The sequence below is a fragment of the Streptomyces sp. NPDC052114 genome (assembly GCF_040680155.1).
Lineage (GTDB): Bacteria > Actinomycetota > Actinomycetes > Streptomycetales > Streptomycetaceae > Streptomyces.
This window is the reverse complement of record NZ_JBFAWC010000001.1, coordinates 873,665-899,597: the sequence shown is the minus strand read 5'-3', so window position 1 is coordinate 899,597 and position 25,933 is coordinate 873,665. Positions and strand designations below refer to the sequence as shown.

At 73.3% G+C, this 25,933-nt stretch carries 22 protein-coding genes and 1 riboswitch; of the genes, 11 read left to right on the top strand and 11 right to left on the bottom strand.

Annotated elements, in window-relative coordinates:
- Positions 1-19: 19 nt before the first annotated feature.
- The 5 genes from AB0L89_RS03810 to AB0L89_RS03790 all read right to left on the bottom strand — a co-directional run bounded on the left by AB0L89_RS03810 (position 20) and on the right by AB0L89_RS03790 (position 4,779).
- Complete coding sequence (locus AB0L89_RS03810) at positions 20-907, bottom strand: ABC transporter ATP-binding protein (RefSeq protein ID WP_365133663.1); 888 nt, start codon at positions 905-907, stop codon at positions 20-22.
- Positions 904-2,073: an iron chelate uptake ABC transporter family permease subunit gene (locus tag AB0L89_RS03805; protein WP_365133660.1), complete on the bottom strand. Its 1,170-nt coding sequence runs from the start codon at positions 2,071-2,073 to the stop codon at positions 904-906. Before AB0L89_RS03805 ends, AB0L89_RS03810 begins: the two co-directional genes overlap by 4 nt.
- Positions 2,070-3,137: an ABC transporter substrate-binding protein gene (locus tag AB0L89_RS03800; RefSeq protein ID WP_365133657.1), complete on the bottom strand. Its 1,068-nt coding sequence runs from the start codon at positions 3,135-3,137 to the stop codon at positions 2,070-2,072. The genes AB0L89_RS03805 and AB0L89_RS03800 overlap by 4 nt, the downstream gene beginning before the upstream one ends.
- Positions 3,138-3,202: 65 nt before the next feature.
- Positions 3,203-3,388, bottom strand: a riboswitch (cobalamin riboswitch).
- 27 nt (positions 3,389-3,415) lie between these two features.
- Positions 3,416-3,913 (bottom strand): VOC family protein, encoded by a 498-nt coding sequence (locus tag AB0L89_RS03795; protein ID WP_365133655.1) that lies wholly within the window; start codon positions 3,911-3,913, stop codon positions 3,416-3,418.
- Between the two features lie 5 nt (positions 3,914-3,918).
- The gene (locus AB0L89_RS03790; protein WP_365133653.1) at positions 3,919-4,779 is read right to left on the bottom strand and encodes a helix-turn-helix domain-containing protein; all 861 of its coding nucleotides are present in this window, start codon (positions 4,777-4,779) and stop codon (positions 3,919-3,921) included.
- Between the two features lie 290 nt (positions 4,780-5,069).
- Between AB0L89_RS03790 and AB0L89_RS03785 the strand changes: the two genes are divergently transcribed.
- Entirely contained in the window at positions 5,070-6,200 is a 1,131-nt protein-coding gene (locus AB0L89_RS03785) for an HAD family hydrolase (protein WP_365133650.1), read from the top strand.
- Here the strand turns inward: AB0L89_RS03785 and AB0L89_RS03780 are convergent.
- A complete protein-coding gene (locus AB0L89_RS03780) occupies positions 6,197-7,171 on the bottom strand; it encodes an asparaginase (RefSeq protein WP_365133647.1) in 975 nt (324 codons plus the stop codon). The two genes, AB0L89_RS03785 and AB0L89_RS03780, sit on opposite strands and share 4 nt — an antisense overlap.
- A 122-nt stretch (positions 7,172-7,293) precedes the next feature.
- Between AB0L89_RS03780 and AB0L89_RS03775 the strand changes: the two genes are divergently transcribed.
- Positions 7,294-8,064, top strand: coding sequence for an alpha/beta hydrolase (locus AB0L89_RS03775; protein WP_365133643.1), 771 nt, complete (start codon positions 7,294-7,296; stop codon positions 8,062-8,064).
- Here the strand turns inward: AB0L89_RS03775 and AB0L89_RS03770 are convergent.
- The 3 genes from AB0L89_RS03770 to AB0L89_RS03760 all read right to left on the bottom strand — a co-directional run bounded on the left by AB0L89_RS03770 (position 8,061) and on the right by AB0L89_RS03760 (position 11,362).
- Positions 8,061-9,401: a DUF2252 domain-containing protein gene (locus AB0L89_RS03770; protein ID WP_365133640.1), complete on the bottom strand. Its 1,341-nt coding sequence runs from the start codon at positions 9,399-9,401 to the stop codon at positions 8,061-8,063. The two genes, AB0L89_RS03775 and AB0L89_RS03770, sit on opposite strands and share 4 nt — an antisense overlap.
- Positions 9,402-9,901: 500 nt before the next feature.
- Positions 9,902-10,888, bottom strand: coding sequence for an alpha/beta fold hydrolase (locus AB0L89_RS03765; RefSeq protein ID WP_365133637.1), 987 nt, complete (start codon positions 10,886-10,888; stop codon positions 9,902-9,904).
- Positions 10,889-11,005: 117 nt separating this feature from the next.
- The gene (locus AB0L89_RS03760) at positions 11,006-11,362 is read right to left on the bottom strand and encodes a hypothetical protein (protein WP_365133634.1); all 357 of its coding nucleotides are present in this window, start codon (positions 11,360-11,362) and stop codon (positions 11,006-11,008) included.
- Positions 11,363-11,523: 161 nt separating this feature from the next.
- On the opposite strand from AB0L89_RS03760, the gene AB0L89_RS03755 reads away from it, so the two are divergent.
- From AB0L89_RS03755 to AB0L89_RS03735, 5 genes are all read left to right on the top strand, one after another.
- Positions 11,524-11,892 carry an arsenate reductase family protein gene (locus AB0L89_RS03755; RefSeq protein ID WP_365133631.1) on the top strand — a complete coding sequence of 123 codons (369 nt, stop codon included), beginning with the start codon at positions 11,524-11,526 and terminating at the stop codon, positions 11,890-11,892.
- A 140-nt stretch (positions 11,893-12,032) separates the two neighbouring features.
- On the top strand, positions 12,033-12,503 hold the full coding sequence (locus AB0L89_RS03750) for a hypothetical protein (RefSeq protein WP_365133628.1): 471 nt from the start codon (positions 12,033-12,035) through the stop codon (positions 12,501-12,503).
- A gap of 238 nt (positions 12,504-12,741) precedes the next feature.
- Complete coding sequence (gene glnII / locus AB0L89_RS03745; RefSeq protein WP_365133625.1) at positions 12,742-13,782, top strand: glutamine synthetase; 1,041 nt, start codon at positions 12,742-12,744, stop codon at positions 13,780-13,782.
- Positions 13,783-14,237: 455 nt separating this feature from the next.
- Positions 14,238-14,837 (top strand): winged helix-turn-helix domain-containing protein, encoded by a 600-nt coding sequence (locus tag AB0L89_RS03740; protein ID WP_365133622.1) that lies wholly within the window; start codon positions 14,238-14,240, stop codon positions 14,835-14,837.
- 149 nt (positions 14,838-14,986) lie between these two features.
- A complete protein-coding gene (locus AB0L89_RS03735) occupies positions 14,987-15,976 on the top strand; it encodes an NAD-dependent epimerase/dehydratase family protein (protein ID WP_365133619.1) in 990 nt (329 codons plus the stop codon).
- Positions 15,977-16,050: 74 nt separating this feature from the next.
- Here the strand turns inward: AB0L89_RS03735 and AB0L89_RS03730 are convergent, their stop codons facing one another.
- Positions 16,051-18,261, bottom strand: coding sequence for an MMPL family transporter (locus AB0L89_RS03730; protein WP_365133616.1), 2,211 nt, complete (start codon positions 18,259-18,261; stop codon positions 16,051-16,053).
- A 252-nt stretch (positions 18,262-18,513) separates the two neighbouring features.
- Here AB0L89_RS03730 and AB0L89_RS03725 point away from each other — a divergent pair, with 252 nt between their 5' ends.
- The 3 genes from AB0L89_RS03725 to AB0L89_RS03715 are packed head-to-tail and all read left to right on the top strand — an operon-like array spanning position 18,514 to position 21,850.
- A complete protein-coding gene (locus tag AB0L89_RS03725; RefSeq protein ID WP_365134008.1) occupies positions 18,514-19,791 on the top strand; it encodes a sensor domain-containing protein in 1,278 nt (425 codons plus the stop codon).
- Entirely contained in the window at positions 19,776-20,426 is a 651-nt protein-coding gene (locus AB0L89_RS03720; RefSeq protein ID WP_365133613.1) for a response regulator transcription factor, read from the top strand. Before AB0L89_RS03725 ends, AB0L89_RS03720 begins: the two co-directional genes overlap by 16 nt.
- Before the next feature lie 32 nt (positions 20,427-20,458).
- Complete coding sequence (locus tag AB0L89_RS03715; protein ID WP_365133610.1) at positions 20,459-21,850, top strand: DUF1996 domain-containing protein; 1,392 nt, start codon at positions 20,459-20,461, stop codon at positions 21,848-21,850.
- Between the two features lie 38 nt (positions 21,851-21,888).
- On the opposite strand, the gene AB0L89_RS03710 is transcribed toward AB0L89_RS03715, so the two are convergent.
- Complete coding sequence (locus AB0L89_RS03710; RefSeq protein WP_365133607.1) at positions 21,889-22,287, bottom strand: hypothetical protein; 399 nt, start codon at positions 22,285-22,287, stop codon at positions 21,889-21,891.
- A 152-nt stretch (positions 22,288-22,439) separates the two neighbouring features.
- Between AB0L89_RS03710 and AB0L89_RS03705 the strand changes: the two genes are divergently transcribed.
- Positions 22,440-25,565 (top strand): alpha-N-acetylglucosaminidase, encoded by a 3,126-nt coding sequence (locus AB0L89_RS03705; protein ID WP_365133604.1) that lies wholly within the window; start codon positions 22,440-22,442, stop codon positions 25,563-25,565.
- Positions 25,566-25,933: the final 368 nt, after the last annotated feature.

The window sequence follows — 25,933 nt, the reverse complement described above, 5'->3', positions numbered from 1 at the left end:
TCCGTATGCCGCTCCGCACTCACCCCCGCAGAAAGCGCACCGAGGGCCGTCCCCCCTCGGGCCCGCCGTCCTCCCCCACCCCCGGGGTCACCACCGCCCGCACCCCGTACACCTCCGCGATGAGCTGTTCGGTGATCACTTCGGCGGGGGTGCCGGCCGCGTACGCCGCACCCTCCTTCAGGACCAGGAGGTGGTCGCAGAACATCGCCGCGAGGTTGAGGTCGTGCAGCGCGATCACGCTGGTGACGGGGAGGTCGGCCACCAGGGACAGGAGGTCCAGCTGGTGCTGGATGTCCAGGTGGTTGGTGGGTTCGTCCAGGAGGAGCTCGCGCGGCTCCTGGGCGAGGGCGCGGGCGATCTGCACGCGCTGGCGCTCGCCGCCGGAGAGCGTGTGCCAGGACTGGGCGGCGCGGCCGGTCAGACCGGTGCGCTCCAACGCCTCGCGCACGGCCCGCTCGTCGTGGGCCGAGGGCGCCGACCACGCCCGGCGGTGCGGGATGCGGCCCAGGCGTACGACATCGCGTACGGTCAACTCGACCTGTGTCGCCGCGTGTTGCTCCACCACGGCGATGCGGCGCGCCACCGTGCGGCGGCCCGTGTCGGACAGCGGGCGGCCGTCCAGCGTGACCACTCCGGAGGCCGGGGCGAGGACGCCCGCGAGGATGCGCAGGAGCGTGGACTTGCCGGAGCCGTTGGGGCCGAGGAGGCCGACCGTGGCACCGGCGGGCGGGGCGAGGCTGACACCGTCCACGACGAGCCGCCCGCCCGCCTCCCGGGCGACGCGGTCGGCGCGCAGCCCGGCGGCGGTGGCCGCAGCGGGGTCCGTGGCGGTGGCCGCAGCCGGGCCCGTGGCGGTGGCCGCAGCCGGGTCCGTGGCGGAGTGCGTGTCGGTCGCCTCGTGCGTCATGCCGCCCTCCTCGTCCGGTAGAGCACCGCCACGAACGCCGGTACGCCGATGAGCGAGGTCACCACGCCCACCGGGACCTCCTGCGGGTCGAGGACCGTGCGGGCCAGCGTGTCCACCCAGACCAGGAAGACCGCGCCGGCGAGCGCGGTGACGGGGAGCAGCCGTGCGTGGCCGGAGCCGACGAACGCGCGGGCCGCGTGCGGCAGGACCAGGCCGACGAAGCCGATGGCGCCCGCCGAGCTGACCAGGGCCGCGGTCAGGAGCGCCGTCGCGCAGAGCAGCACGAGCCGGGTGCGGGCCACGCGGACGCCCAGGGTCGCCGCCGCCTCCGGGCCGAAGGCGAACGCGTCGAGCGTGCGGGCGTGGGACAGACAGATCACCAGCGCCGCGGCGAGGACCGCGCCGCACAGCCACACGTCCGTCCAGCCGACCCCGCTGAGCGAGCCGAGCAGCCAGAACAGCACGCCGCGGGTGGTCTCCGCGTCGCCCGCGGTGAGGATGACGAACGAGGTCAGCGCGGAGAAGAGCTGCATGGCCGCGACGCCGGAGAGGACGACCCGGTCGGTGGTGCCGCCCAGGGTGTGGCTCAGGAGCAGCACCAGGGCGAAGGAGAAGAGCGCGCCGACGAAGGCGCCCGCGGAGACCGACACCACTCCCCCGCCGACGCCGAGGACGACGACCGCGACCGCGCCGGTGGACGCCCCCGAGGAGACCCCGAGCACGAACGGGTCGGCGAGCGGATTGCGCAGCAGGGACTGCATGACCGCCCCGCAGACCGCGAGCCCGGCGCCGCAGACGGCGGCGAGCAGGGTGCGGGGCATCCGCAGGTTCCAGACGATGCCGTCCCGGATCGGCGTGAGCCGGGCCTCGCCCCAGCCGAGGTGGGCGGCGACGGCCGACCAGACGTCGGGGACGGAGATGTCCGCGGGCCCGATGGTGACGGCGACGGCGATGGACAGCACGAGCGCGAGGCCGCCTGCGGCCCAGCACGACACCTGCCGCACGAACGCCCCACGCGGGCCGACCACCGCCGGGCCGACCGCCGCCGGGGCGTCGTCCATCGCCGGGGCGGTCCCGGGGACGGCCTCCCCGGCAGGCTCGCCGAGGGGCCCCGCGACGGCCTCGCGGCCGGTCTTCCCCGCAGGCTCGCGGACGCGCTCCGTCACTTGGTGAGGCCGAACTTCTTCAGGCCCGCCGCCACTTGTTCGATGCCGTCCACCGTGCGGACCGTGGGGTTCATGGCCTGGCCGCTGAGCAGGACGTACCGCTTCTTCTTCACCGCGGTCAGGTTCTTGGTCGCCGGGTTGGTCTCCAGGAACTTGATCTTCGCGGCGGCGCTCTCCGCCGACTGCGACTTGCGCGTGAGGTCGCCGATGACGAGGACGTCGGGGTCGCGGTCGGCGACGGTCTCCCAGTTGATCTGGGGCCACTCGTCACGGGTGTCGTCGAAGACGTTCTTCGCGCCGAGCTCGCGGGTGATGATGCCGGGGGCGCCGCAGCAGCCCGCCATGTACGGGGCGTCGGAGTTGGCGAACCAGTACAGGAGCCTCGCGTCGGAGGCGTCGATGTCCTTGGTGGCCCTGGTGATCCGGCCCTTCATGTCGGCGATCAGCCGCTCGCCGCGCCTCTCGACGCCGAACACCTTCGCCAGGTCGCGCACCTCGCCGTAGACCGTGTCCATGGTGAGGGTCTTCACGCGCTTGCCGTCGCCGCCGCCGTCGTTGTCCTTGCCCGCGCAGTCGGTGGGCGAGACGTAGACGGGCACGCCGAGTTCGGTGAACTTGGCGCGGTCGGCGACGCCGCCCTTGCCGACCGTGTAGAGGAAGGACGCGCTGACGAAGTCGGGCTCCTTGGAGAGGACCTTCTCCAGCGCCGGGTAGCGGTCGGAGAGCCGCTCCACCTTCGCGTTGTCCTTCGCCAGGTTCTTCAGGACGGGGTCGGTCCAGGTGCCGGTGCCCACCATGCGGTCGGCGAGACCGAGGGAGAGCAGGATCTCCGTGGACCCCTGGTCGAGGGAGACGGCCCGCTGCGGCGGCGCCTTGACCTCGGCCTTCTTTCCGCAGGAGGTGACCGTGACGGGGTAGCCGTCGGCGCGGTCGCCCGCGGACTTCGACGAGGAGCCGTCCGTGGAGCCGCCGCACGCGGTCAGCGCGAACGCCCCCGCGCACAGCAGGGCGGACAGACGTACACGGGTACGTATACGGGTACGGGTACGGGCTGTGGAGGACACACGATCCCTTGAGTCTCACGGCTCATACGCGGAGCCTGGCCTGCGTCACGACCCCCGTCGCCCGGTGCGCGAGCGGAGGCGCCAGCAGGTCTTCGGACTCGGGATCGGCCGGACGGGGCGCCTTCCCGGGCGTCCGAGGACGCCCAGTGGCCGTGGCCCCGCCCGTCCCCCTCACCGCTGCGCGTCAGTTCCGGACTTCCACCGGATTCCCTGGCCCAGGTGTGGGTTTGACTGGCTTGCGCAAGTTATCACGCTGCCGGTCGGGGGCCTGCGCGGCCTCAGGCGGCCGGAAGGGGCCTCGGCTCGCCGCGGTAGGTGCCGAACGACCAGCGGTTTCCCTCCGGATCGGCGATGGCGAACTCACGGCTTCCGTACGGCTTGTCCTCGATCTCGCCCGTGATCTCGACGCCCGCCGCGACGAGCCGGGCGTACAGGGCGTCGACCTCGTCGGTGACGATGTACGCCCCGGTGGTGCCCGGCGTTCCGCAGGTGCCGGAGGCCGTGGCCGGGTCGTACGAGCCGAGCATGATGCCGCCGCCCTCGGGCCAGTCGAGCTGGGCGTGGGCGACGCGGCCGCCGTCCTCGTAGACGGCGGTGCGCAGGAAGCCGACGGTGCCGACGAGGAAGTCGATCAGGGCGAGGGCGTCGCGCGCCTGGACGCCGGGCCAGATCGCGGGGGCCGGCGTGTGCAGCCGTCGGCCGGCCGTGGCGTCGGACGTGGTGTCGGCCGTGGCGTCGTGGGTGGTTCCGTGCGTGGTGTCGGGTGTGGTGTTCATGGCTCTCAGTCTTCGTCCGTGCCGTGCGCCCCGGCTTGGATATTCCGGCACTCCTCGGCCAGCCAGCGGGTGGGGCTCGCGCCCGTGTACTGCTGGAAGTCGCGTACGAGATGGGAGTGGTCGTAGTACCCGGAGTCGGCCGCGATCCGGGCGAGGTCGCGCGGGGTGTCCGCCGCGGCGGCGCGGACCACGGCGGCCTTGGCGTGCTGGAAGCGCATCAGGCGGGCCGCCTGCTTGGGGCCGAGCCCGGTCTCGGCGCGGAAGAGCGCGGTCAGCCGGCGCTCGCTCAGCGCGACGTGCCGGGCCAGGCCGTCCAGGGTGCCCGCGCCGCGGTGCCTGGCCAGCCAGGCCCAGGCCTCGGCGACCTCGGGGCGCACGGGTGCGGCGGCCCGGTCGGCGGCGGCGCGGTGGCGCAGATACGCGGCGAGGAGGGCGAAGCGGTCCGCCCAGCGCTCCAGCGCGCAGAGCCGCTCGCGGATCTCGGCGGCGCGGTCGCCGAGGACGTCCGTACCGGCGGTGACGAGCTGCCCCGCCAGCTCGGCGGCGGGCAGGCCGAGGAGCGCGCGGGCCGCCAGGGGGTGCACGGCGAGCTGGATGCCGGCCTCGTGCTCGGGCTGGGCGACGTAGGCGGGGCTCTGGTGCAGGCCGCCCAGGACGATGTCGGTGCGCACCGCGTCCGCGCCGGTGGCCTGGCCGGGGGTGGCACCGGTGGCGATGGGCCCGTCCAGCGAGAAGATCACGGTCAGATACGGCGAGGGCAGGCCCCGGTGCAGGGTGGGCCGCATCCCCGTGGTGCGGTAGCCGACCGCGGAGACGACCATGCCGTCGAGCCGGGGAACGGCCCGGACGAACTCCTGGCTGCCCATGGCTCCCAGTATGCGCGAGGCCTCCCGGGCGGGCGCGGCTCTCCGGACGCGCGGGGCTCCGGGCGGCCCGGCGGCACCCCGACGGCAGCCGCCCGGCGTCGGCCAGGGGCCACCCCGGCTTCGGCCGGGAGCCGTCCCGGCGTCCCCCACGACTACCCCTGTTCACCTGCCCCATGCCCCCTGTGCACGGTGACTTCGATCATGGGAAATGACCGCGCCGCCTCATAGCATGGCGCGCCGCTCCGGACGGGGCCGCGCATCGCTTCCAGGAACGGCAGGGACGTAGAGACATGGCAGTACGGGCAAAGAGCAAGCTGGCCGTCATCGGCGCGACGGGCGCGCTGGCCGGCGCGGTCCTCGCGGGCGGCGCGCTGTGGCCGACCGGCGAGGCGAGCGCCGCCGACACCTCGGCGGCCACCGCCCGTGAGCTGTCGCACTGGCCGAAGCCCGTCGCGAAGAAGCTCGGCAAGGTCATCGCGAAGAACGACCACAAGGGCGCGTACGCCGTCTTCGACGCGGACAACACGACGTACCGCAACGACCTGGAGGAGTCGCTGCTGCCCTTCCTGGAGATGAAGGGCGTCCTGACCCGCAAGACGATGGACCCGTCCCTGAAGACGATCCCGTTCAAGGACACGGCCACGCACAAGGAGAGCCTGTACAGCTACTACAACCGGCTGTGCGAGATCGACGACCAGGTCTGCTACCCGTGGGCCGCGCAGATCTTCTCCGGCTTCACGCTGAAGGAGCTCAAGGGGTACGTCGACGAGCTCCTCGCGTACAAGAAGCCGATCCCGGCCGAGTACTACGAGGACGGGAAGCTCACCAAGACCGAGGTGAAGGCGCCGGAGTTCTCGCGCGGCATGCAGCAGCTCTACAAGACGCTGCAGGCGCACGGCATCGAGGTGTACGTGGTCAGCGCGGCCAGCGAGGACCTGGTGCGCATGGTGCTCGCCGATCCGAAGTACGGCTACGGCGTGAAGCCCGAGAACGTCATCGGCGTCTCCATGCAGCTGAAGGACCGCAGGACCGGTGAGGTGACCAGCTCCCGCAAGGAGATCGCCGAGGGCCGCTTCGGCGAGAAGGACCGCGAGAAGCTCGCCGGGCGCGAGCTGACGCCGAACCTGTGGGCGCCGCTGACCTGGTACGAGGGCAAGCCCGCGGCGATCAACACCTACATCGACGAGTGGAAGAAGCCGATCCTCGCGGCCGGTGACACCCCGGTCAGCGACGGCCCGATGCTGTTCCACTCGGCCGACGTGGAGCACGGCGGTGTACGCGTCTGGGTCAACCGCAAGGACTCGTACATGAAGCAGCTCGACGGGATGAAGAAGAAGAACGCCGAGCGGCAGCGCGAGCTGGGCCAGAAGGTGACCGCCGACAAGCGCTGGCTGACGGTCACCCCGGAGCAGATCGGCTAGCGGGCGGCCAACCGGCCGAAGGCGTCGGCCACTTGGGCGTGGCCTGCGCCGTCCGCGAGGAGCGCGTGCAGCAGGAGCCTGGCCTTCGGCGCGTCCAGGTCGCCCGCGGGGAGCAGGCCGCGCCCGAGCATGTCGTACTCGGAGCCGGGGCCCTTGTAGGTCTCGGCGAGCAGCGGGCCCGCGCCCGTGCGGGAGGCCAGGACGACCGGGATGCGGGCGGCGAGCGCGGCCAGGGGTTCGACCAGCCAGGTCGGGACGTGGCCCGCGCCGAAGGCCGTGACGACCAGGCCGCCGAAGCGCGCGTCGACGGCGTCGAGGAGTTCGCCGCGGTCGCCGAGCGCGAGCGTGACCAGGGCGACCCGGGCGGGTCCGCGCAGGCTCAGCGGGCGGGCGACGGTGGGCGCGGCCGGGCGGAGCGCGATCCGCGCCCGGCCCTCGACGACCCTGCCGAGCGGCCCCGCGCCGGGCGAGGCGAACGTCGCGACGGACGTGGTGTGCGTCTTGCGCACGTGCCGTGCCGCGTGGATCTCGTCGGCGAGGACCACGAGGACGCCGAGGTCCGCGCAGCCGGGGTCCGCGGCCACCGCGAGGGCGGCGGCGAGGTTCGCCGGACCGTCGGCGCCCGGCAGGTCGGGGCGGCGCATCGCCCCGGTCACCACGACGGGGGTGCGGGGCGTGCGGGCGAGGTCGAGCAGGAAGGCGGTCTCCTCCAGGGTGTCGGTGCCCTGGACCACGACGACGCCGTGGCCCGCGGCGCTCGCCGCGTCGACGCGCTCGGCGAGGTCGGCCACGTCCTCGACGGTCAGCGAGGAGCTGGGCAGCCTGCGGACGTCGTGGACCTCCGCCTCGACCCCGGGCGGGAGCGCGCCGGTGTCCGCGAGGACCTCGGCGCCGCTCAGCCGGGCCGAACCGCCGCCGCCCCGGGCGGAGATGGTGCCGCCGAGCGTGAACACGGACACGGTCCTCGCCATGCGCCTCGCCTTTCCTGTGTGCCGGTGGGCCCCGTCAGCGCCCGGTGTGCCCGGCGCGTTCCTCGTGGGCGCTCGCCCGGATGTGCTTCGTGGCCGTCCGGGCGGGATCGAGGATAGGCGGCATGACTCAGGACTCCTTCACCGCACCGGCGCCCGAACCCGCCCTGTCCGCCTTCTCCTTCACCTGCGACGGCGAGCTGCTCAGCTGTGCCGAGGCGCCACCCGTAGGGCAGCCGCGCTCCCCCGCCACCACCGTCGTCCTGCTGCACGGCGCGGGCAGCGGCGACAAGACGCGGCTCGCCGCCCTCCAGGCCGACGCCGCCGCGCGCGGCTGCCGGGCGCTCGCGCTCGACTTCTCCGGCCACGGCGAAAGCTCGGGCGCGCTGCGGGAGTTGAGCCTGCGGCGGCGGTTCGAGCAGGCCGCCGCGGTGGTCGGGAAGCGGGTGCCCGCCGCCGACGGCCTGGTGTTCGTCGGGTTCAGCATGAGCGGGCAGACCGTGGCGGACCTGGTGGCGCACTTCGGCGCGCGGGTCACGGGCATCGGGCTGTGCGCGCCCGCCGTGTACGCGGCCGAGGCCTGGCCGCTCCCCTTCGGCGACGGCGACGGCCGCTTCACCGAGGTCATCCGTACGCCGGAGCGCTGGCGCGAGTCCCCCGCGCTGGACGTCTACCGGGGTTTTCGCGGGCGCGCGGTGCTCGTGGTGCCGGGCACGGACGCGGTGATCCCGGCCGCGGTGACGGCGGCCGTCGACGCGGCGCTGGCCACGCGGGCACGGTACGAGCGGCTCGAACTGCCCGACGCCGACCACGCGTTGGGGGCGTGGCTGCGGGACCACGCGGCGGACCGGCAGCGCCTCCTCGACGCCCTGCTCGGCCGGGAGGACAGGCCCTAGACCCCGCTCGCCGCGGCGATCACTCCCGAGCCGATCGCCGCGGTGAGCGCCGCGTGGTCGTGGGTGTTCTGGGCCGCGTAGCGCAGCGCGAAGTCGGCCATGGCGCGGTCGAAGGTGTCCGAGCCGCCGAGGTAGGCGGCGATGGCGATGCGGTCGCCGGAGCGGGCGTGGGCGCGGGCCAGCGCCGTGCCGCACAGCCCGGCGTAGGCGCGCAGCTCGGCGGGCACCATGGCGGCGAGGTCCGCGGAGCCCTTCATGTCGCGCAGCTGACGCCAGTAGAAGGCGCGGCCCTGCGGCCCGGTCATCCACCCCAGGAAGATGTCGCTCGCCGCCTGGAGCAGGCGCTGCCCGGCGACGACGCGGTGCCCGGGGTGGACGTACGGGCCGGTCGGCAGGTGGTCCTCGACGACGGACCGCACCGCCTCCTTGATCTGCAGGAACAGCGGGTCGCCCGCGTCGCGCCCGGCGAGCAGCACGATGAAGCAGCGGGTGCCGACGCTGCCGACGCCGACGACCTTGCGGGCCGCGTCGACGAAGCGGTAGCGGTCCAGGAGGAGGCGGCGCTCCTCGGCGAGCGTGGAGCGGTAGTCGCCGAAGATCTTGCGCAGGGCGGCCATGTCGGGGGCGCCGACCGGTTCGAGGAGCGGCGGGTCGTGGATGATGCGGCGCTCCCCGGCCACGACCTCGGTGAGCTTGCCGAGCGCCTGGAGGCTGGTGCGGCGGCGGGCGCGGTCGAGGTGCGCGGCGACGCGTTCGCGGGCGGGACCGGGGTGGACGAGGGGGAGCAGGTCGCGGGCGTCGATGCGCTCGTACCAGACGGCGAGTTCGCCGAGGCCCGCCAGGCGCCGCATCGCCTTGCGGTACGCGGCCGAGGCGGCCTGCGCGGCGTCGCGGGCGCCGTTCTCGGTGGCGCCGTGCTCGCGGGCGGCGACGGCGACGCTGGCGGCGAGCCGTTTGACGTCCCACTCGAAGGGGCCGGGGTAGGTCTCGTCGAAGTCGTTCAGGTCGAAGAGGAGGGCGCGTTCGGGCGAGGCGAACACGCCGAAGTTCATGAGGTGGGCGTCGCCGCAGAGCTGCACGGTGAGGCCGGTGTGCCGCTGGGCGGCGAGGTCGCCCGCCATGACGGCGGCGGCGCCGCGCAGGAAGGCGAACGGGGAGGCGGCCATGCGGCCGTAGCGGATGGGGAGCAGGTCCTGGACGCGGTCGGCGCCCTGGCGCTCCAGGACGGCCACCGGGTCGGGGCGGTCGGCGGACGGTATCCACGCGCCGTGGGAGGAACGCGAGGCGCGCTTGCGGGCGGCCTTGCCCGCCGCCGCGCGCGCCTCCGGGGTCGTCATGCCCGCCTCCCCTCTCACCCTCGCGTCACCTCACCAGCAGCCAATGCGTCCGGGCCCCGGCACGCATGCCGGGTACGGCGAACGGGTGACGGCTCCTGCCCCGCCGCGCGGGGCCGCGACGTGCGATCTCGCGTCGACCGGTCGGTGCGCGGCGCGGGCTCCCGGAATCCCGGGCCGCCACGGTCCCGGTCCCGGCCGCCTCGCACGCGCCCGACGGCAGGCCCCGGGAGCACACGCACAGCCCCGAACGCGACACGCCACCGGCCGGACCGGCCCCGCGCCCCTCCCCCCAGGCACAGGCGCCGCACGCCACGGGGACGGGGCGCCGACTCGGACACCCTCCGAAGGCGCCCCTCGCGACTCGCACGAGGCATGGCGCCGGACGCGCGGGGGCGTGGCACGGGGCCGGAGGGGCAACGGCGCCCCCGCGCACCTCGCGCGCGGCGCGGTGCCGGGTGCCCGGCGTGGTGGGCCCGCCGGGCAGGGCGGGTCGCACGGGGTCAGCGGCGGCCGGGGCGGGGGCCGCCGCTCGGTGGTTCCTGGTCGGCCGCCCACGCCGCCACCTGTTTCGCCAGCGCGCCGCCCGCGCGGGTCCACGCGAAGTGGTCGAGACGGCCGCCCGCCTCCTGCGCGGTGTAGTGACGGCGCGTCACGCGGGCCTTGGGAACCTTGGAGAGCAGGTGGTCGACGGCGGAAGCCGGAGCGTACGTGTCGTGCTCGACGGTGACCGCGAGCACGGGCAGCTCCAGGGCGGCCAGCGCCGCCTCGTAGTCGAGTGCGGAGCCCTTGGCGGTGTAGCGGCCGGTGCGCCCCTGGCGTGCCCAGTCGCGCATGACGCCCTTGGGCTGGTCGCCGCCGAAGCCGAGCCGCGTGCCGGGCCAGCGGCCGAGCACCGTCGCCGTCGCGGGGATCAGCAGCTCGGCGAGGAAGAGGCCGGGGACGCGCGGTCCGCCGTACGCGCGGAACCAGACCGATCCCGAGGCCACCAGCGCCACGCCGTCGACGCCGGGCCCCACCCCCAGGGACGCGTGCACCAGGCCGAGTTGGCCGCCGAGGCTGTGGCCGAGGAGGTACAGCGGCGGTTCGGGGCCGAGCTCGGCGCGCACCGCCGCGAGGACCGCGGGGAGGTCGTCCTCGACGATCGTGCGGTAGCCGTGGTCGGCCGCCGCGCGGTCGGTGACGTGCGGGGTCGCCTCGCCCTGTCCGCGCAGGTCGGTGGTGAGCACCGTCAGGCCCTCGTCGTGGAGGGCGTGCGCGAAGCGGCGGTAGTAGCGGGCGGGCGTGCCCATCGCGGGCAGGACGAGCACCGCGGGGGCCGGCGGCGGCCCCGGCGCGGGCCCCGCCCCGGACGGCAGGAAGCGCTCCGGTTCGGGGGCGCGCAGCGCGCGCACGGGAAGGCGGGCGCCGTCCGGGAGTTCGGCGGTCGTCAGAAGCGGCAGTTCGCCGGTGGAGGCCGGTCCGGTGCCGACGGGTTCCTGCTGGGTCATGGGGCACAGCATGTCCCACCGCGCAATTGTCCGCCCAGCCCCGGGCGCACATCCCTGGCGCCCCGAAAGGAACGCGGGGCGCCCGGGGCCAAGACGCCCCGCGCACCCCGCACTTGATCACCGGCTGTAACGCATCAGCGCCCGCACCATGTGACAGGTGATGTCGGACGGCGGATGGATCCCGACGTCCTCCGCCATGCTCCGTATCGTGCTGTTCTTCGCCTGGTTCGGCAGGTAGACGCCCGAGTCGAGCAGGGCGATGGCGAGGCGCATGGCCTTGAGGCGGCGGTTGTGGTTGATGTACCACTCGCGCGGACGCCCGGCGGGCAGGGCCTTCTTCGCCGGCAGGCTGTACGGCAGATCGATCAGTACGGGCTGGGACACTCCCCTGGACGTGGCCTTGGACGCGGACTTCGACTTGGACGCGGACTTCGATACGGGCTTCGCGGAAAGTGCGGCAGCGGGCACAGGCATCCTCCTGTCGCGGTCAGGACCCCCGTCGGGCGCCCTCGAACACTACTGTGATTCTACTGCGGACCACTGACAATCGCCGCTGGCCAGAAGGGCTTTGAGGTATTCGAACAAGGCGCCCGCGAGCCCCCTGGGACGGATGGTTCGCGGGGTAGCGTGTGGGCATGGAGATCTGGATCAACCCCGCCTGCTCGAAGTGCCGCGGCGCCCTCGCCCTGCTCGACGCGGAGGGCGCCGACTACACCGTGCGCCGCTACCTGGAGGACGTCCCCACCGAGGACGAGATCCGCGCCGTCCTCGACCGCCTCGGCCTCGAACCGTGGGACATCACCCGGACCCAGGAGCAGGCCGCCAAGGACCTGGGCCTCAAGGACCGCGAGGCCTGGCCGCGCGACGCCGCCGGCCGCGCCCGCTGGATCACGGCGCTCGCCACGCACCCGAAGCTGATCCAGCGCCCCATCATCACGGCGGACGACGGCACCGCCGTGGTGGCCCGGTCCGAGGAGGCGGTGCGGGACGCGCTGTCCCGCTGACGGCGGCGGGCCGGACGGCGCGCGGTCGATCGCGGACCGATGGACGAAGTCCGGCAAACCGTTACATATGCCCGCCTAGCGTGGAGTGCTCCACAGGCCGACACCGGACGGACGTTCCGGCAGACGGAGAGGAGCGCGCCGTGCGGAGCTGGACGTTCGGGGGCGTATACGGAACGGTCCTCGCGAGCGCCCTGCTGGCGGCGCTCCAGTCGGAGGGAACTCCCTATACGCCCTATTACGACGCGGCCTGGGTGATGGTGACCGCGGGGACCGCCGCGCTCGCGCACGGCTACGCCCACCACATGTCCACGCACCGGCCGGGCTCGGGAATCCACCGCTGGCGGCAGCTGGCGCGGGCGCTCGTCGACGAATGGCCGGTGATCATCGCGTGCTGGCCGACGGTGATCCTGCTGGTGCTCGCCGGCACCTTCGACTGGCCGGAGTCCCCCGTCACCACCACCGGGCTGCTCCTGAACGCGGCGCTCCTCTTCGGCTGGGGCACCTTCGCCGCGCTGGGCGTCGGCTACCGGCGGCGCTCCGCCGCCCTCATCGGCGCCGCCGACGCGACGATCGGCCTGGCCATCGCGGCCGCCAACGCGGTCATCAAGTAGGCCCCCGGGCGGCCGTCGGGCCAGGCACCGGCGGCCGTCGGGCGACGCACCGGCAGCCGCCGACCGACGACATCCGGCCACCGCCGGGTGATGTGAACCACACTCGCCCCAGGTAACACGGGGTTCACATAAGAGCAACGGTCGGGAAATCGCCGGTTGCCAGGCTGCGACACATCACCACGGCACCGCAGCACCCGCACGTTCTGCGCCGTACCGAGCGTTATGAGGATGAGGCCCCGTGACCTTCAAGGCTGAGTACATCTGGATCGACGGCACCGAGCCGACCGCGAAGCTCCGTTCGAAGACGAAGATCCTGACGGACGACTCCCAGCACCCTGCGCAGGGCGCCGAGCTGCCGCTGTGGGGCTTCGACGGATCCAGCACGAACCAGGCCAAGGGCCACGCCTCGGACCGCGTGCTCAAGCCGGTCTTCACCTGCCCCGACCCGATCCGCGGCGGTGCCGACGTCCTCGTCCTGTGCGAGGTCCTCAACACGGACATGACCCCGCACGCGTCCAACACCCGCGCCGAACTGGCCGAGGCCGAGGCCCGCTTCGGCGCCCAGGAGCCGATCTTCGGCATCGAGCAGGAGTACACCTTCTTCGAGGGCGACCGCCCGCTCGGCTTCCCCGTCGGCGGCTTCCCCGCCGCGCAGGGCGGCTACTACTGCGGCGTCGGCGCGGACGAGATCTTCGGCCGTGACGTCGTCGAGGCGCACCTGGAGAACTGCCTCAAGGCCGGTCTCGGCATCTCCGGCATCAACGCCGAGGTCATGCCGGGACAGTGGGAGTTCCAGGTCGGCCCGCTGGCCCCGCTGGAGGTCTCCGACCAGCTGTGGATCGCCCGCTGGCTGCTCTACCGCACCGCCGAGGACTTCAAGGTCTCCGCGACCCTCGACCCGAAGCCGGTCAAGGGCGACTGGAACGGCGCCGGCGCGCACACCAACTTCTCCACCAAGGCGATGCGCGCGGGCTACGACGCGATCATCACCGCGTGCGAGGCGCTCGGCGAGGGCTCCAAGCCGATGGACCACGTCAAGAACTACGGCGCGGGCATCGACGACCGCCTCACCGGCCTGCACGAGACCGCGCCCTGGGACGAGTACAAGTACGGCGTCTCCGACCGCGGCGCCTCGGTCCGCATCCCGTGGCAGGTCGAGGTGGACCGGAAGGGCTACATCGAGGACCGCCGCCCGAACGCGAACGTCGACCCGTACGTCGTGACGCGGCTGCTCGTCGACACCTGCTGCGCCGCCCTGGAGAAGGCCGGGCAGGTCTGATCCCGCGCCCCGCACGCCACTTGAGGAGGCGCCCGCCGGTTCCGGCGGGCGCCTCCTCATGCCGTCGGCGGCCTCTCGCGCCGTCGCCGGCGGGCATCCCGCTACGCCGTCGGCCGGCCTCCCGCGCGTGACCTGACCCACTCCGGCGGGGTCCGCGGGGGTCCATTTCACGCCAAGAGCCACCAAGGGGCCGTATCGGTGGGCGAGAGGGAACTGCCAGTAACCCACCCATCTGATTCAATGGGGTCATGGGAAGCCACCGGAACGCCGCGACGGGTCGTCACGACCTCGAGCCCTTCTGGCCTTCCCGGCAGCACCATGACTTCGACCGGGTGTGTTGCCGCGCGATGAACGCGCGGGCCCTCTAAAGCCGTTCACCCGGCCTTCGCCTGACGCGCACGACGTACGTCTCGTTCTCGACGACTCCTTCTTCGCGCGAAAGAGCTGACCTCACCATGGCGAACTCCCGTACCTTCACTGCCACTGCCGCCACCGCCGCTGCCTCCGGTGGCTCCCCCGTCTCCCCCGTCCCCGGAATCCCCGCCGCCCGGGGGCGGCTGCGGGCCGTCGCGCCCGACGAGGTGGTGCAGATCACCGACTTCCTGCCGCCGGGCGCCACCTGGGTGCCCGCGCCGCAGCACACCCTGCCGGCCCTGCCGGGGCAGCCGCCGATGGTCGGCTATCTCGTCCTCGTGCCGGCCGGGCAGGAGCCCGTCGCCGCGGAACCCCTCGTCCCCGAGGAACGGGCCGTCCCCGACACGGGGCCGGTCAGGATCGACACCGTGCAGCGCGCCGCCGAGGTCGACGGGCGCCTCCTCGACCTCACGTACCTGGAGTTCGAGCTGCTCGCGCACCTCGTCGCGCACCCCCACCGGGTGCACACGCGCGACCAGTTGGTGACCACGGTGTGGGGGTACGGCCACGTCGGCGACGGCCGGACCGTCGACGTCCACATCGCGCGGCTGCGGCGCAAGCTCGGGGCCGAGTTCCGCAGGACGATCCAGACGGTGCGGCGGGTCGGGTACAAGTACGCGCCGCCGACGCCCGCGCGCTGAGCCGCCCCCGTCCTGAGATCCGGGGATTCCGGGGATTCCGGGGATTCCGGGGATTCCGGGGATTCCGGGGGGTGTTCCGTCTCCGGAGACGTTCTGCCTCCGGCAGATTCCTGTTCCCCTCGCGCCGCTCGGACGTGCAGAGTCCTTCCATGAGACTTCTGATGCTGGGTGGTACGGAGTTCGTGGGGCGCGCCGTCACCGAGGCGGCGCTCGCCCGGGGCTGGGAGGTGACCGTCTTCCACCGCGGCCGCCACGAGCCGCCCGCCGGGGTGCGGTCCCTGCACGGCGACCGCACCGCCGAGGACGGCCTCGCGGCGCTCGCCGAGGGCGAGTGGGACGTGGTGGTCGACACCTGGTCGGCGGCGCCCCGGGTGGTGCGGGACGCGGCGCGGCTGCTCGCGGGACGGGTGGGGCGGTACGTGTACGTCTCCAGTTCCTCCGTCTACCGCTACCCGAGCGCGGCCGGCTCCGACGAGGACTTCCCCGTGGTGGACGGCGATCCGGACGCGGAGGCGTCGGCGTACGCGCAGGACAAGCGGGGCGGTGAGCTCGCCGCGCTGTCCGCGTTCGGGGACGAGCGGACGCTGCTGGTCCGGGCGGGGCTGATCCTGGGTCCCCACGAGAACATCGGGCGGCTGCCATGGTGGCTGAACCGCGTCGCGCGGGGCGGTCCCGTGCTGGCCCCCGGGCCCCGGGACGCGGGGATCCAGTACATCGACGCACGGGATCTGGCCGAGTGGATCGTGGACGCGTCGGCCGCGGGGCTGCACGGTCCGTACAACGTGGTCTCGCCGATCGCGCACACGACCATGAGCGGACTCCTGGACGCGTGCGTGGCCGTGGCCGGGGGCCCGGGGGCGGAGCTGCGGTGGACGTCGCCCGAGGTGATCGCCGGGGCCGGGGTCGAGCCGTGGATGGAGCTGCCGGTGTGGGTGCCGCCGGGCGAGCTGTACGAAACGCTGCACGTCACGTCCGTGGAGAAGGCGGTGGCCGCGGGGCTGAAGGCGCGGCCCGTCGGCGAGACGGTGGCCGATACGTGGGACTGGCTCCGGAGCCTGGGAGGGGTTGCCCCGCAGCGGCCCGACCGGCCCGTGGTCGGGCTCTCCCCCGAGAAGGAGGCGAAGGCTCTGGGGCTCTAGGGCTCCAGGGCTCCAGGCGTGCGGACTCCCCGGTGCGGTGTGTGCCCTGCACCGGGGAGTCCGCTGGTACTTCGCTAACGGCCCGCCCGCACCGGGGCGTTGTGCCCGCCCGTCCCGCCGTGCGGAACGCCCGCCCACGACGGCGCCTGCTCTTCCGGCTCGCCGTGTTCCACCTTCGGGAGCCAGCGCAGCCAGCGCGGTGTGTGCCAGTTCCTGTCGCCCAGGAGGGACATCAGGGACGGGAGCAGGATCATGCGGACCACCGTGGCGTCCAGGAGGACCGCCACACCCAGGCCCACGCCCATCTGCTGCATGTCCTGCATGGACAGCGTGCCGAAGACCGCGAAGACCGCCACCATGATCACGGCCGCGCCGGTGACCGCGCCCGCCGTGCGCGTGAGGCCCTCACGGATCGCCGCGCGGTTGTCCAGGCCCCGGTCGCGGGCCTCGCGGATCCGGGAGACCACGAACACGTGGTAGTCCATGGAGAGTCCGAAGAGCACGACCAGAACGAACAGCGGCATCCAGTTCTCGATCGCGCCGACCTTCTCCGAGCCGATCAGCTCCGCGCCCCAGCCGTGCTGGAAGACGGCGGTCATGACGCCGTAGGCGGCGCCCACCGACAGCAGGTTCAGCGCGATCGACGTCACCGCGATGACCACCGAGCGGAAGCTGAAGAGCATCAGGAGGAAGGTCACCGCCGCGATGAAGGCGAAGACCGGCACGATGCCCCGGCCCAGCTGGTCGCTGAAGTCCTCGGACGAGGCCAGGTCGCCGCCCACGTACGCCTCGGCGTCGACACCGTCGAAGGCCGCGGGCACCGTGGTGTCACGGAGTTCGCGCAGTGCCTTCTTCGCCTCGGCGTCGGTGCCGTCGCCCGGCAGCGGGACCGCGATCTCGGCGACGTCCGCCGCCTTGTGGGTGGTGAGTTCGGCGCCGTCGCCGGCCTTCGCGGTCAGCGTGGCGAGGGCGGCCCGCACCGGCTGCGCGCCGATGTCGTCGGCCTTGACGACCACCCGGGCCGGGGCCGGACCGCCGGGGAACTCGTCGGTGATCTTCTGGTACGCGACGGAGAGCGGCGCGTCGGAGCCGAACTGCTTCTCCAGGCCGAGCTGTTCGGTCTTCATGCCGAGCGCGGGCGCGGCCAGCGCGAGCAGCAGGACCGCCGAGCCGACGGCGAAGACCTTCGGGCGGGCGAGGACGGGCCGCAGGACCTTGCCGGCGACGGCGCCGCCGGCGTGCGCGCCCTTCTTGGCGCGGCGGTTGAGGAAGGGGATGCGGCCGGCGTCGATCCGGTCGCCGAGCCAGGCGAGCAGCGCGGGCAGGACGGTGACCGAGCCGAGCATCGCCACGCACACCACCAGGATCGTGGCGAGGGCGAAGCCCTTGAAGAGGAGGAGGCCGGAGAGGAACATGCCGGCCATCGCGACCATGACCGTCAGGCCGGAGACCAGGACCGCGCGCCCGCTGGTGGCCGCGGCGATCCGCAGGGCCGTCTCGGCGTCCCGTCCCGCGGCCCGCTCGTCGCGCTCACGGCGCAGGTAGAACAGGCAGTAGTCGACGCCGACGGCGAGGCCCATCAGGAACATCACGGAGTAGGTCGTCTCGAACAGGTGCAGCTGGTGGCTGGCCAGGGAGAGCAGTCCGAAGGCCGCGACACACGCGGTGAGCGCGAGTCCGACGGGGAGCAGGGCCGCGACCACGGCGCCGAAGGCGATCAGGAGGATGCCGAGCGCGAGCGGCACCGCGGTGAACTCGGCCTTCTTCAGGTCGTCGGCGAGCAGGTCGGACAGGTGCTTCTGGGAGCTCGCGTCGCCGAACTGGTGGACGGAGATGCCCTTCGCCGCCCCGGCGTCCCGTGCCTTCGCCACGGCGTCGAGGACCGGCTGGACGTGGTCGGACGCCTCGTCCGACGGGCCCTTCATCGTGAAGCGGAGCAGCGCGTCCTTGCCGTCCTTCGAGGGCAGCGGCGGCTGGAGACCGCGCACCTCGCCCGTCGCGGTGAGGGCCTTGGACAGGTCGGCCGCCGCGTCCCGCCAGCCGTCGGTGGTCCGCGCGGTGACCATGACGAGTTCGCCCGCGGGCTCGTCGATCCCGGCGTCGTCGAGGATCTTGGCGGCCCGGCCCGAGTCGCCGACCCCCATCTCGTCGTCGGACGCGGTGACCGTGCCGAAGGCCCCGCCGATGACCGTGGCGAGGACCACGAAGACCAGCCAGCCGAGAACGGCCGTCTTGCGGTGGTGTGCGCTCCACACACCCAGTCGTGCCGCGAGGTTTCGCCTCATGGCGTCTCTCCCCCATCGTTCTGCGTCGATAAGCGTCGTGCAATCCGTGACTCACGCTAGAAACCGGGGGCTTCCCGCCCCAGCCGCCGAGGCCCCCTCTCGGCGAAGCACAGGGCGAGGCCGGGGGTGTCGTCAGGTACACCCCCGGCTCGGGTGGCGGGCCCCATGACCGCGCCGGACGGCACCGGGGAGACTGTTCTCGTGCCGGACGCACGGACCGCGTACGGCAGCATGCGGGTGACGAGGGGACTGATGACCATGACGAGGCTGAAGGACGCGCTGCTCGCGGGGGCCCAGGGGCTCTATCTCGCGATCGTGTCGCTGGCGGGCTCGATCATCTTCTTCGTGCTCTCGGTCCTGTCGATCGCGTTCATCCTGCTCGGTGTCGGGCTCCTGACCACGCCGGTCGTCCTGACGGGCCTGCGCGCGTTCGCCACCGCGCACCGCGTGAAGGCGGGCGCGTGGGCGGACGTGACGGTCCCGATCCCGTACCGCTCCTTCCCCGCCGATCTGCGGCCGGGCCTGACCGGGCAGGTGGAGCGCTGCACGCTGATGCTGAAGGACCCGGCGACCTGGCGGGACCTGCAGTGGCTGCTGGTGAACATGACGGCAGGCACGGTCGTCGCGGTCTTCGCCCCGGCGCTGATCCTGTACATGGTGTACGGCTGGGTCCTCGCGCTCGGCGTGTGGGAGCCGATCTACCACGCGGGCGGCGGCGAGTGGTACGGGTTCATCCACGTCACCTCGCAGACCACGGCGAACTACGCGGCGGCGCTCGGCATGGGCCTCTTCGTCCTCGGCGTCTTCGTGAACCCGGCGCTCGTCCGTACGCACTTCCTCCTCGCCCGTACGTTCCTCGCGCCCACCACGAGCATGCGGGAGCGCGAACTGGCGCTGCGCGTGGACCGGCTGACCGAGACCCGGCACGACGCCGTGGACAACTCCGCCGCCGAGCTGCGCCGCATCGAGCGCGATCTGCACGACGGGGCGCAGGCCCGGCTGGTCGCCATGGGCATGGACCTCGGCACCGTCGAGGCGATGATCGACGCCGATCCCGCCAAGGCCAAGGAGCTGCTCGCCAAGGCCCGGCAGAACTCCGGCGAGGCGCTGAACGAGCTGCGCGACCTGGTCCGCGGCATCCACCCGCCGGTCCTCGCCGAACGCGGCCTCGGCGACGCGGTGAAGGCCCTCGCGCTGCGGCTGCCGGTGGCCACCGAGGTGGACGTGGAGCTGGCGGGCCGGGCCGAGGCGCCGGTCGAGTCGGCCGCGTACTTCGCGGTGAGCGAGACCCTCACCAACGCGATCAAGCACGCGGGCGGGGACCGCATCTGGGTGGACATCCACCACGCCGACGGGATGCTGCGCATCGCCGTCACCGACAACGGCAAGGGAGGCGCCTCGGTCGGCGCCGGCTCCGGGCTGAGCGGCGTCGAACGCCGACTCGGTACATTCGACGGCGTACTGGCCGTCAGCAGCCCCGCGGGCGGTCCGACCATGGTGACCATGGAGATCCCTTGCGAGTTGTCCTAGCCGAAGACCTCTTCCTGCTGCGCGACGGCCTGGTGCGGATGCTGGAGGCATTCGACTTCGAGATCGCGGCGGCCGTGGAGAGCGGGCCCGAACTCACCAAGGCCCTCGCGGAGTTGCAGCCGGACGTCGCCGTCGTCGACGTCCGGCTTCCGCCGTCCCACACGGACGAGGGGCTTCAGTGCGCGCTCGCCGCCCGCCGGGCCAGGCCCGGCCTGCCCGTCCTGGTGCTCTCGCAGCACGTGGAGCAGTTGTACGCGCGAGAGCTGCTCGCCGACGGCAACGGCGGCGTGGGCTATCTCCTCAAGGACCGGGTCTTCGACGCGGCGCAGTTCATCGACGCGGTCCGCAGGGTCGCGGCCGGCGGTACGGCGATGGACCCCCAGGTGATCCAGCAGCTGCTGTCGCGGCGCTCCGCGGACCAGCCGCTGGGCGCGCTGACGCCGCGCGAGCGCGAGGTGCTCGAACTCATGGCGCAGGGACGGTCGAACGCGGCCATCGCCTCGCAGCTCGTGGTCACCGAGCGGGCCATCGCCAAGCACACGTCCAATATCTTCGGGAAACTGGACCTGCCGGTGTCCGACGACGACAATCGGCGCGTGCTCGCGGTCCTCGCGTATTTGGACCAGGAGCGCTGAACGCTTCGGGTTGCTGATGCGTATGTAGCCCCATGGGACGCACCTCACGAAAACGACCTAGGCTGGCGCGGCGCATGGTCGCCGCGTCCGCAGCGTTGATCATGGGCGGCGGCGGCCTGATCGCCGTGAACGTCTACGCGAACGCCGAAGAAGGCGCGGACCGGCCTCCGCCGCAGAGCGCCGGGCAGCAGGCCTCGACCATCGACTGCCCGGACGTCGCCACTCGGCTGCCCGACGTGCCGGAGGCGGCACGCGGTGAGGTCGATCGGCGGCTCGCGGAACTGGACGGCCAGATCACGCGGGCCTACGACGAGTTCAGCAGGGCCGAGAACAAGGAATCCGTACTCGGCCCGCTGGAGGAACAGCGGCGGGGCACTCTCGGCGAGATCTCCCGCTCCATGGAGCGGGCCGGTCAGCGGCCGGACGGCCTCGACGGCATGGCGCCCTGCACCTTGCGCGCCGCCGACCAGGAGCAGGGGCAGGAGCAGCCACAGGGAGAGGGGCAGGAACAGGGCCAGAAGCCGGGGCAGAGCGGCAACGGTCCCGTCGCCGAGGACTTCGTGAAGATCCGGTCGGTCCGGCCCAACGTGAACCGCCCACGGCCCCAACAGGGCGCCTCCCGCGGCACGTTCACCACGAAATGCGGGCGGAACGAGAACGGCAAGTTCAATCCCGACAACGTCATCGTCGCGCCCGGCGTGAGCAATGGCGCCCACCATATGCACGACTACGTGGGAAACCAGGCGACGGACGCCTTCTCCAGCGACGACGAACTCGCGAACGGCCGGACCAGTTGCCGCAATCAGGGCGACAAGTCGACGTATTACTGGCCGGTCCTGCGGCTCCAGAACGGAAAGAACGAGGACGACGCCCAGGCGGACGGCGGCGGAAAGGACCAGAACGTCGGAGAGATCCAGACGCCCGCGGCGGTCACCCTGACCTTCGTCGGAAGTCCGGTGGGCAAGGTCGCCGCGATGCCGCGATTCCTGCGGATCATCACCGGTGACGCCAAGGCCTTCACGAACGGCGACGCCAATGCCAACGCCTCCTGGAGCTGCACCGGATTCGAGAACCGGCAGCTGAAGGACAAGTACCCGATCTGCCCGAAGGGCAGCAAGGTCGTGCGGACGTTCAACTTCCAGAGCTGCTGGGACGGCCGGAACACCGACAGCGCCAACCACCGCACCCACGTCGCCTTCGCCGACCCGCGCACCGGCGCCTGCCCGCAGGGCTTCCGCGCCATCCCGCAGCTGGTGCAGCGCATCGTGTACGACGTGCCGCCGGGCCCCGGCTTCGCCGTCGACTCGTTCCCCGAGCAGCTGCACAAACCCGTCACCGACCACGGTGACTTCATCAACGTCTTCGACGACGGCCTGATGCGGCGCGTCGCGAAGTGCCTCAACTCCGGGCAGCGCTGCTCCTGACCCTCCGGGCAGCGCCGCCCTCCCCGGCCGCGGAGCCGTCAGCCCCCGTCGTGCTCCATGCGGTCACCGTGATGGTCCCCGCCGTGCCTCCCTGCGGCGGGGGCCACCACGGTCCCCCCGAGCCGCTCGCGCAGCGCCGCGATGTCGGCTGATCCGCCGACCGCGACCCAGGTGCCGCCGACGAGGTACGTGCCGCCGTAATCGTCCGCCTCGTCGAGCCATTCGGCCTGGCCACGGGCGTTTGTAAAGGTTACGAGGATGTAGTTGCGGGCACCACCCACACAGGTGGCCTGCCGCAGCTCGGCCGCGTCCGTCTGGATGTCGGGCCTGCATCGCGCCTTGGCCGCCAGCTGCTCCAGGCTGCCGCTCGCCGTGTCCGGTGTGCCGTCACCCCCCGAGCCGCATCCCATCACCAACAGCAGCCCTCCCACAGCCATGCCCGAAAGCGCGCTCCGTGCCGCCCTCATCGCCTTCACCGTCTCCCACCAGCCCCTTCCGGCGAGCCCGGCTCGCCTTCTCCGGATGCCCCGTTGAGCACCGGGGGCGACGCGGATACCGTGCGCCGCAGCCTTCAACCCAGGGGGTACACATGTCCGAACCGTCCCGACGTACCGTGCTCGGCACCGCGGGAGCACTCGGCCTCGGCTCCGCCGTCGGCGGCCTGCCGGGTGTGACCGGCACCGCCGCGGCGCGTCCCGCCGAGGCCCCCGCCTTGGATACGGGCGCCGCGCGCTCCGTGCTCAACAGACTCCTCCCGCACCACGCGGAGCAGATCCGGCTCAGACTCGTCCCGCCGCGCGGGCGCGAGGACCGCTTCCGTGTCACCGGGACCACCGGGCGCATCGAGGTGTCCGGCACCACGCCCGCCGTGCTGCTCACCGGCGTCCACTGGTACCTGAAGTACGTGTGCGGAGCCCATGTGGCGTGGAACGGCGACCAGTTGGACCTGCCGCGCAGGCTGCCCGCGCCTACGCGGCCCCTTGAGCGCTCGACCTCGCTCCCCCACCGCTTCGCCCTGAACGACACCAACGACGGCTACACCGCGCCGTATGCCGACTGGGCGTACTGGGAGCGGATGATCGACGTGCTCGCCCTGCACGGCTGCAACGAGGTCCTGGTGATCGCCGGCACCGAGGCCGTCTACCACCGCGTCCTCAAGGAGTTCGGCTACTCGGACGCGGAGGCCAGGGCCTGGCTGCCCGCGCCCTCCCACCAGGCGTGGTGGCTGCTGCAGAACCTCTCCGGCTACGGCGGCCCCCTGTCGGCCGAACTGATCGACGACCGGGCGGCGTTGGGGCGGCGCATCGTGGACCGGCTGCGCGCGCTCGGCATCGCGCCGGTGCTGCCCGGCTACTACGGCCATGTGCCCGACGGCTTCGTCCAGCGCAACGGCGGCGACGCGCGCGTCGTGCCGCAGGGCACCTGGCACGGCTTCGCGCGGCCCGACTGGCTCGACCCGCGCACCGACGCCTTCGCCGAGGTCGCGGCGTCCTTCTACCGCCACCAGGAGCACCTCTTCGGCCCCGCCGGCCTCTTCAAGATGGACCTGCTGCACGAGGGCGGCACCGCCGGTGACGTACCCGTACCCGCGGCGGCGCGGGGCGTCGAGACGGCCCTGCGCACGGCGCGCCCCGGCGCGACCTGGGTCATCCTCGGCTGGGAGGCCAACCCGCTGCCCGTGCTGCTCGACGCCGTCGACAAGAAGCGGATGCTGATCGTCGACGGCGTCTCCGACCGGTACGCGGCCGAGCCGGACCGGGAGAAGGACTGGCACGGGACCCCGTACGCCTTCGGGACCATCCCCAACTTCGGCGGGCGCACCACCATCGGCGCCCGCACCCACCTGTGGAACGAGCGGTTCTTCGCCTGGCGCGACAAGGAGAACAGCGCGCTGGTGGGCACCGCGTTCATGCCGGAGGCCACCGACCGCGACCCCGCCGCCTTCGAGCTGTTCTCCGAACTGGCCTGGACGAAGGGCCCGGTGGACCGCGCCGCGTGGTTCTCCTCGTACGCCGACTTCCGGTACGGCGCGCGCGACCGCGACGCGCGGGCCGCCTGGCGGGCGCTCCACGACACCGCCTACCGGCACACCGCCGTCGAGCGCAGCGACCCGCACGACTCGCTCTTCGCGGCGCGGCCCGACCTCGCCGCCGCGCGCGCCGCGGAGTACGCGCCGCGCGCCCTCACCTACGACCCGGCCCGGTTCGACGCCGCGCTCACCGGGCTCCTCGGCGTGGCGGGCGCCCTGCGGGGCAGCTCCGCCTACCGGTACGACCTGGTGGACGTCGCCCGGCAGGCCCTCGCGCACCGCAGCCGCCAGCTCCTGCCGCAGCTGCGGACCGCGTACACGCGCGACGACCGGGAGACCTTCGCCGCCCTGTCGACCCTGTGGCTGCGGCTGATGCGGCTCTCCGACGAGGTGACCGGCACCCACGCCGCCTTCCTGCTCGGCCCCTGGGTCGAGGCCGCCCGGCGCATGGGCACGAGCGACGCCGAACGCGCCGAGTTCGAACGGACCGCGAAGGTGCTGATCACCCTGTGGGGCGGCCGCGCCACGTCCGACCCGGGGCGGCTGCACGACTACGGCAACCGCGAATGGCACGGCCTGACCGGCGACTTCTACGTGCCCCGGTGGCAGAAGTGGCTCGACGAGCTGGCCGACGCGATGGCCGCGGGGCGCGAGCCGAAGGCGGTCGACTGGTACGCGTTCGAGGAGCCGTGGACCACGGAGCGCAAGGACTATCCGCTGCGGCCCGTCGGCACGGCCCATCGGACCGCCGCGCGCGTGCGGGACGTCCTGGCGCGGGCGCCGTACCAGGGCACCCTGGAGGTCACCGCGGCCCCTCCCTCGATCCCGCCGGGCGGCCACGCGCGCGTCTCGGCCGCCTTCCGCAACGTCAACGGGCTGCGCGCCACCGGTCGCGTCGACTTCGCGCTGACCGGCGTCGACGCGGAGCCGACCGGGCCCGTGTCCCTGCCGAGGGTCGAGCCCTCGGGGACGGGCGAGGTCGCCTGGCGGGCCGCCGCGCCGGACACGCCCCTGGACCGGCCGCTGCGCCCGCTGCCGTACGAGATCGCCGTGACGTACGGGCCGTCGGGCGAGCGGCGGGTGCGGTCGGTCCACGACGGCACGCTGTTCGTGGCGGGGCCCGTGTCCGGCGCGTGGCAGACGTACTCCGACAACGACGCCGTGTTCGGGGAGCTGGACGGACGGTACGGGATCCACGGGGGCGGGGCGGATCTGTGGAAGGGGACGACGGAGTTCGGGGCGCTGTACCGGGAGGGGGCGCTGCGGGACGGGGTCTCCGTGGTCGTACGCGTCGACGCGCAGGCGGTGACCGGGCCGTGGGCCCGTGCGGGCCTCATCAGCCGCGCCTCCCTCGGCCGGGCGGGCTCCCTCGGCTTCGTCGACCTCGCCGTGACGCCGGCGAACGGGGTCGTGCTGTCGTACGACACGAACGGTGACGGCACGCTGGACACGTACAAGCGGATCACGGGGGTGAAGGCGCCGGTGCTGCTGCGGCTCACGCGGCGCGGGGGCTCGGTCACGGGCTCCTGCTCGACGGACGCCGGCGCTACGTGGCGCGACGTGGCGACGGTGCCTCTGACGGGCGGCACGGCGGCCCAGGACGTGGGGCTGTTCATGAGCGCGACGAACGGGGGTGACGGGGGGCGGGGCCTGGCCGAATTCAGCGACTGGCACCTCACGGGCTGAGGCGCCGGGCTCGTGGGCGTCTGCGCCTTGTCGGGTCTGCGCGCCCGCTTCGCCCGTGGGGCGGGGCCGCGGGCGTCTGGCGGGGCGCCTTGGGCTGGTCCGCCTTCGCCCGTCTGTGGGGCGGGGCCGCGGGGGTATGTGCGTACTCGCCATCCCTGCGCCCCGCCCCAAGTCCAAAGACGCCAGCGCCCGCTCAGTGCTCCGTTCGCACATACCCCCACGTCCCCTCGGGAGCGCGTGCGCCTGCCGGCCGGTGGGGGTCCCGCCGCTGTGTGCGGCGGCACGGTGGGCATGTGGCCGTCCCCGCTGTGGGCAGGCGTTCCGCAGGGCGGAACGGGTGGGCACAGCCCCCGGTGCCGGGCAGCGAT

Bases quoted from the DNA above. Each gene is read 5' to 3' on its own strand.
- AB0L89_RS03810 (WP_365133663.1), bottom strand. From the start codon at position 907: ATGACGCACGAGGCGACCGACACGCACTCCGCCACGGACCCGGCTGCG.
- AB0L89_RS03795 (WP_365133655.1), bottom strand. From the start codon at position 3,913: ATGAACACCACACCCGACACCACGCACGGAACCACCCACGACGCCACG.
- AB0L89_RS03790 (WP_365133653.1), bottom strand. From the start codon at position 4,779: ATGGGCAGCCAGGAGTTCGTCCGGGCCGTTCCCCGGCTCGACGGCATG.
- AB0L89_RS03785 (WP_365133650.1), top strand. From the start codon at position 5,070: ATGGCAGTACGGGCAAAGAGCAAGCTGGCCGTCATCGGCGCGACGGGC.
- AB0L89_RS03780 (WP_365133647.1), bottom strand. From the start codon at position 7,171: ATGGCGAGGACCGTGTCCGTGTTCACGCTCGGCGGCACCATCTCCGCC.
- AB0L89_RS03775 (WP_365133643.1), top strand. From the start codon at position 7,294: ATGACTCAGGACTCCTTCACCGCACCGGCGCCCGAACCCGCCCTGTCC.
- AB0L89_RS03770 (WP_365133640.1), bottom strand. From the start codon at position 9,401: ATGACGACCCCGGAGGCGCGCGCGGCGGCGGGCAAGGCCGCCCGCAAG.
- AB0L89_RS03765 (WP_365133637.1), bottom strand. From the start codon at position 10,888: ATGACCCAGCAGGAACCCGTCGGCACCGGACCGGCCTCCACCGGCGAA.
- AB0L89_RS03760 (WP_365133634.1), bottom strand. From the start codon at position 11,362: ATGCCTGTGCCCGCTGCCGCACTTTCCGCGAAGCCCGTATCGAAGTCC.
- AB0L89_RS03755 (WP_365133631.1), top strand. From the start codon at position 11,524: ATGGAGATCTGGATCAACCCCGCCTGCTCGAAGTGCCGCGGCGCCCTC.
- AB0L89_RS03740 (WP_365133622.1), top strand. From the start codon at position 14,238: ATGGCGAACTCCCGTACCTTCACTGCCACTGCCGCCACCGCCGCTGCC.
- AB0L89_RS03735 (WP_365133619.1), top strand. From the start codon at position 14,987: ATGAGACTTCTGATGCTGGGTGGTACGGAGTTCGTGGGGCGCGCCGTC.
- AB0L89_RS03730 (WP_365133616.1), bottom strand. From the start codon at position 18,261: ATGAGGCGAAACCTCGCGGCACGACTGGGTGTGTGGAGCGCACACCAC.
- AB0L89_RS03725 (WP_365134008.1), top strand. From the start codon at position 18,514: ATGACCATGACGAGGCTGAAGGACGCGCTGCTCGCGGGGGCCCAGGGG.
- AB0L89_RS03715 (WP_365133610.1), top strand. From the start codon at position 20,459: ATGGGACGCACCTCACGAAAACGACCTAGGCTGGCGCGGCGCATGGTC.
- AB0L89_RS03710 (WP_365133607.1), bottom strand. From the start codon at position 22,287: ATGGCTGTGGGAGGGCTGCTGTTGGTGATGGGATGCGGCTCGGGGGGT.
- AB0L89_RS03705 (WP_365133604.1), top strand. From the start codon at position 22,440: ATGTCCGAACCGTCCCGACGTACCGTGCTCGGCACCGCGGGAGCACTC.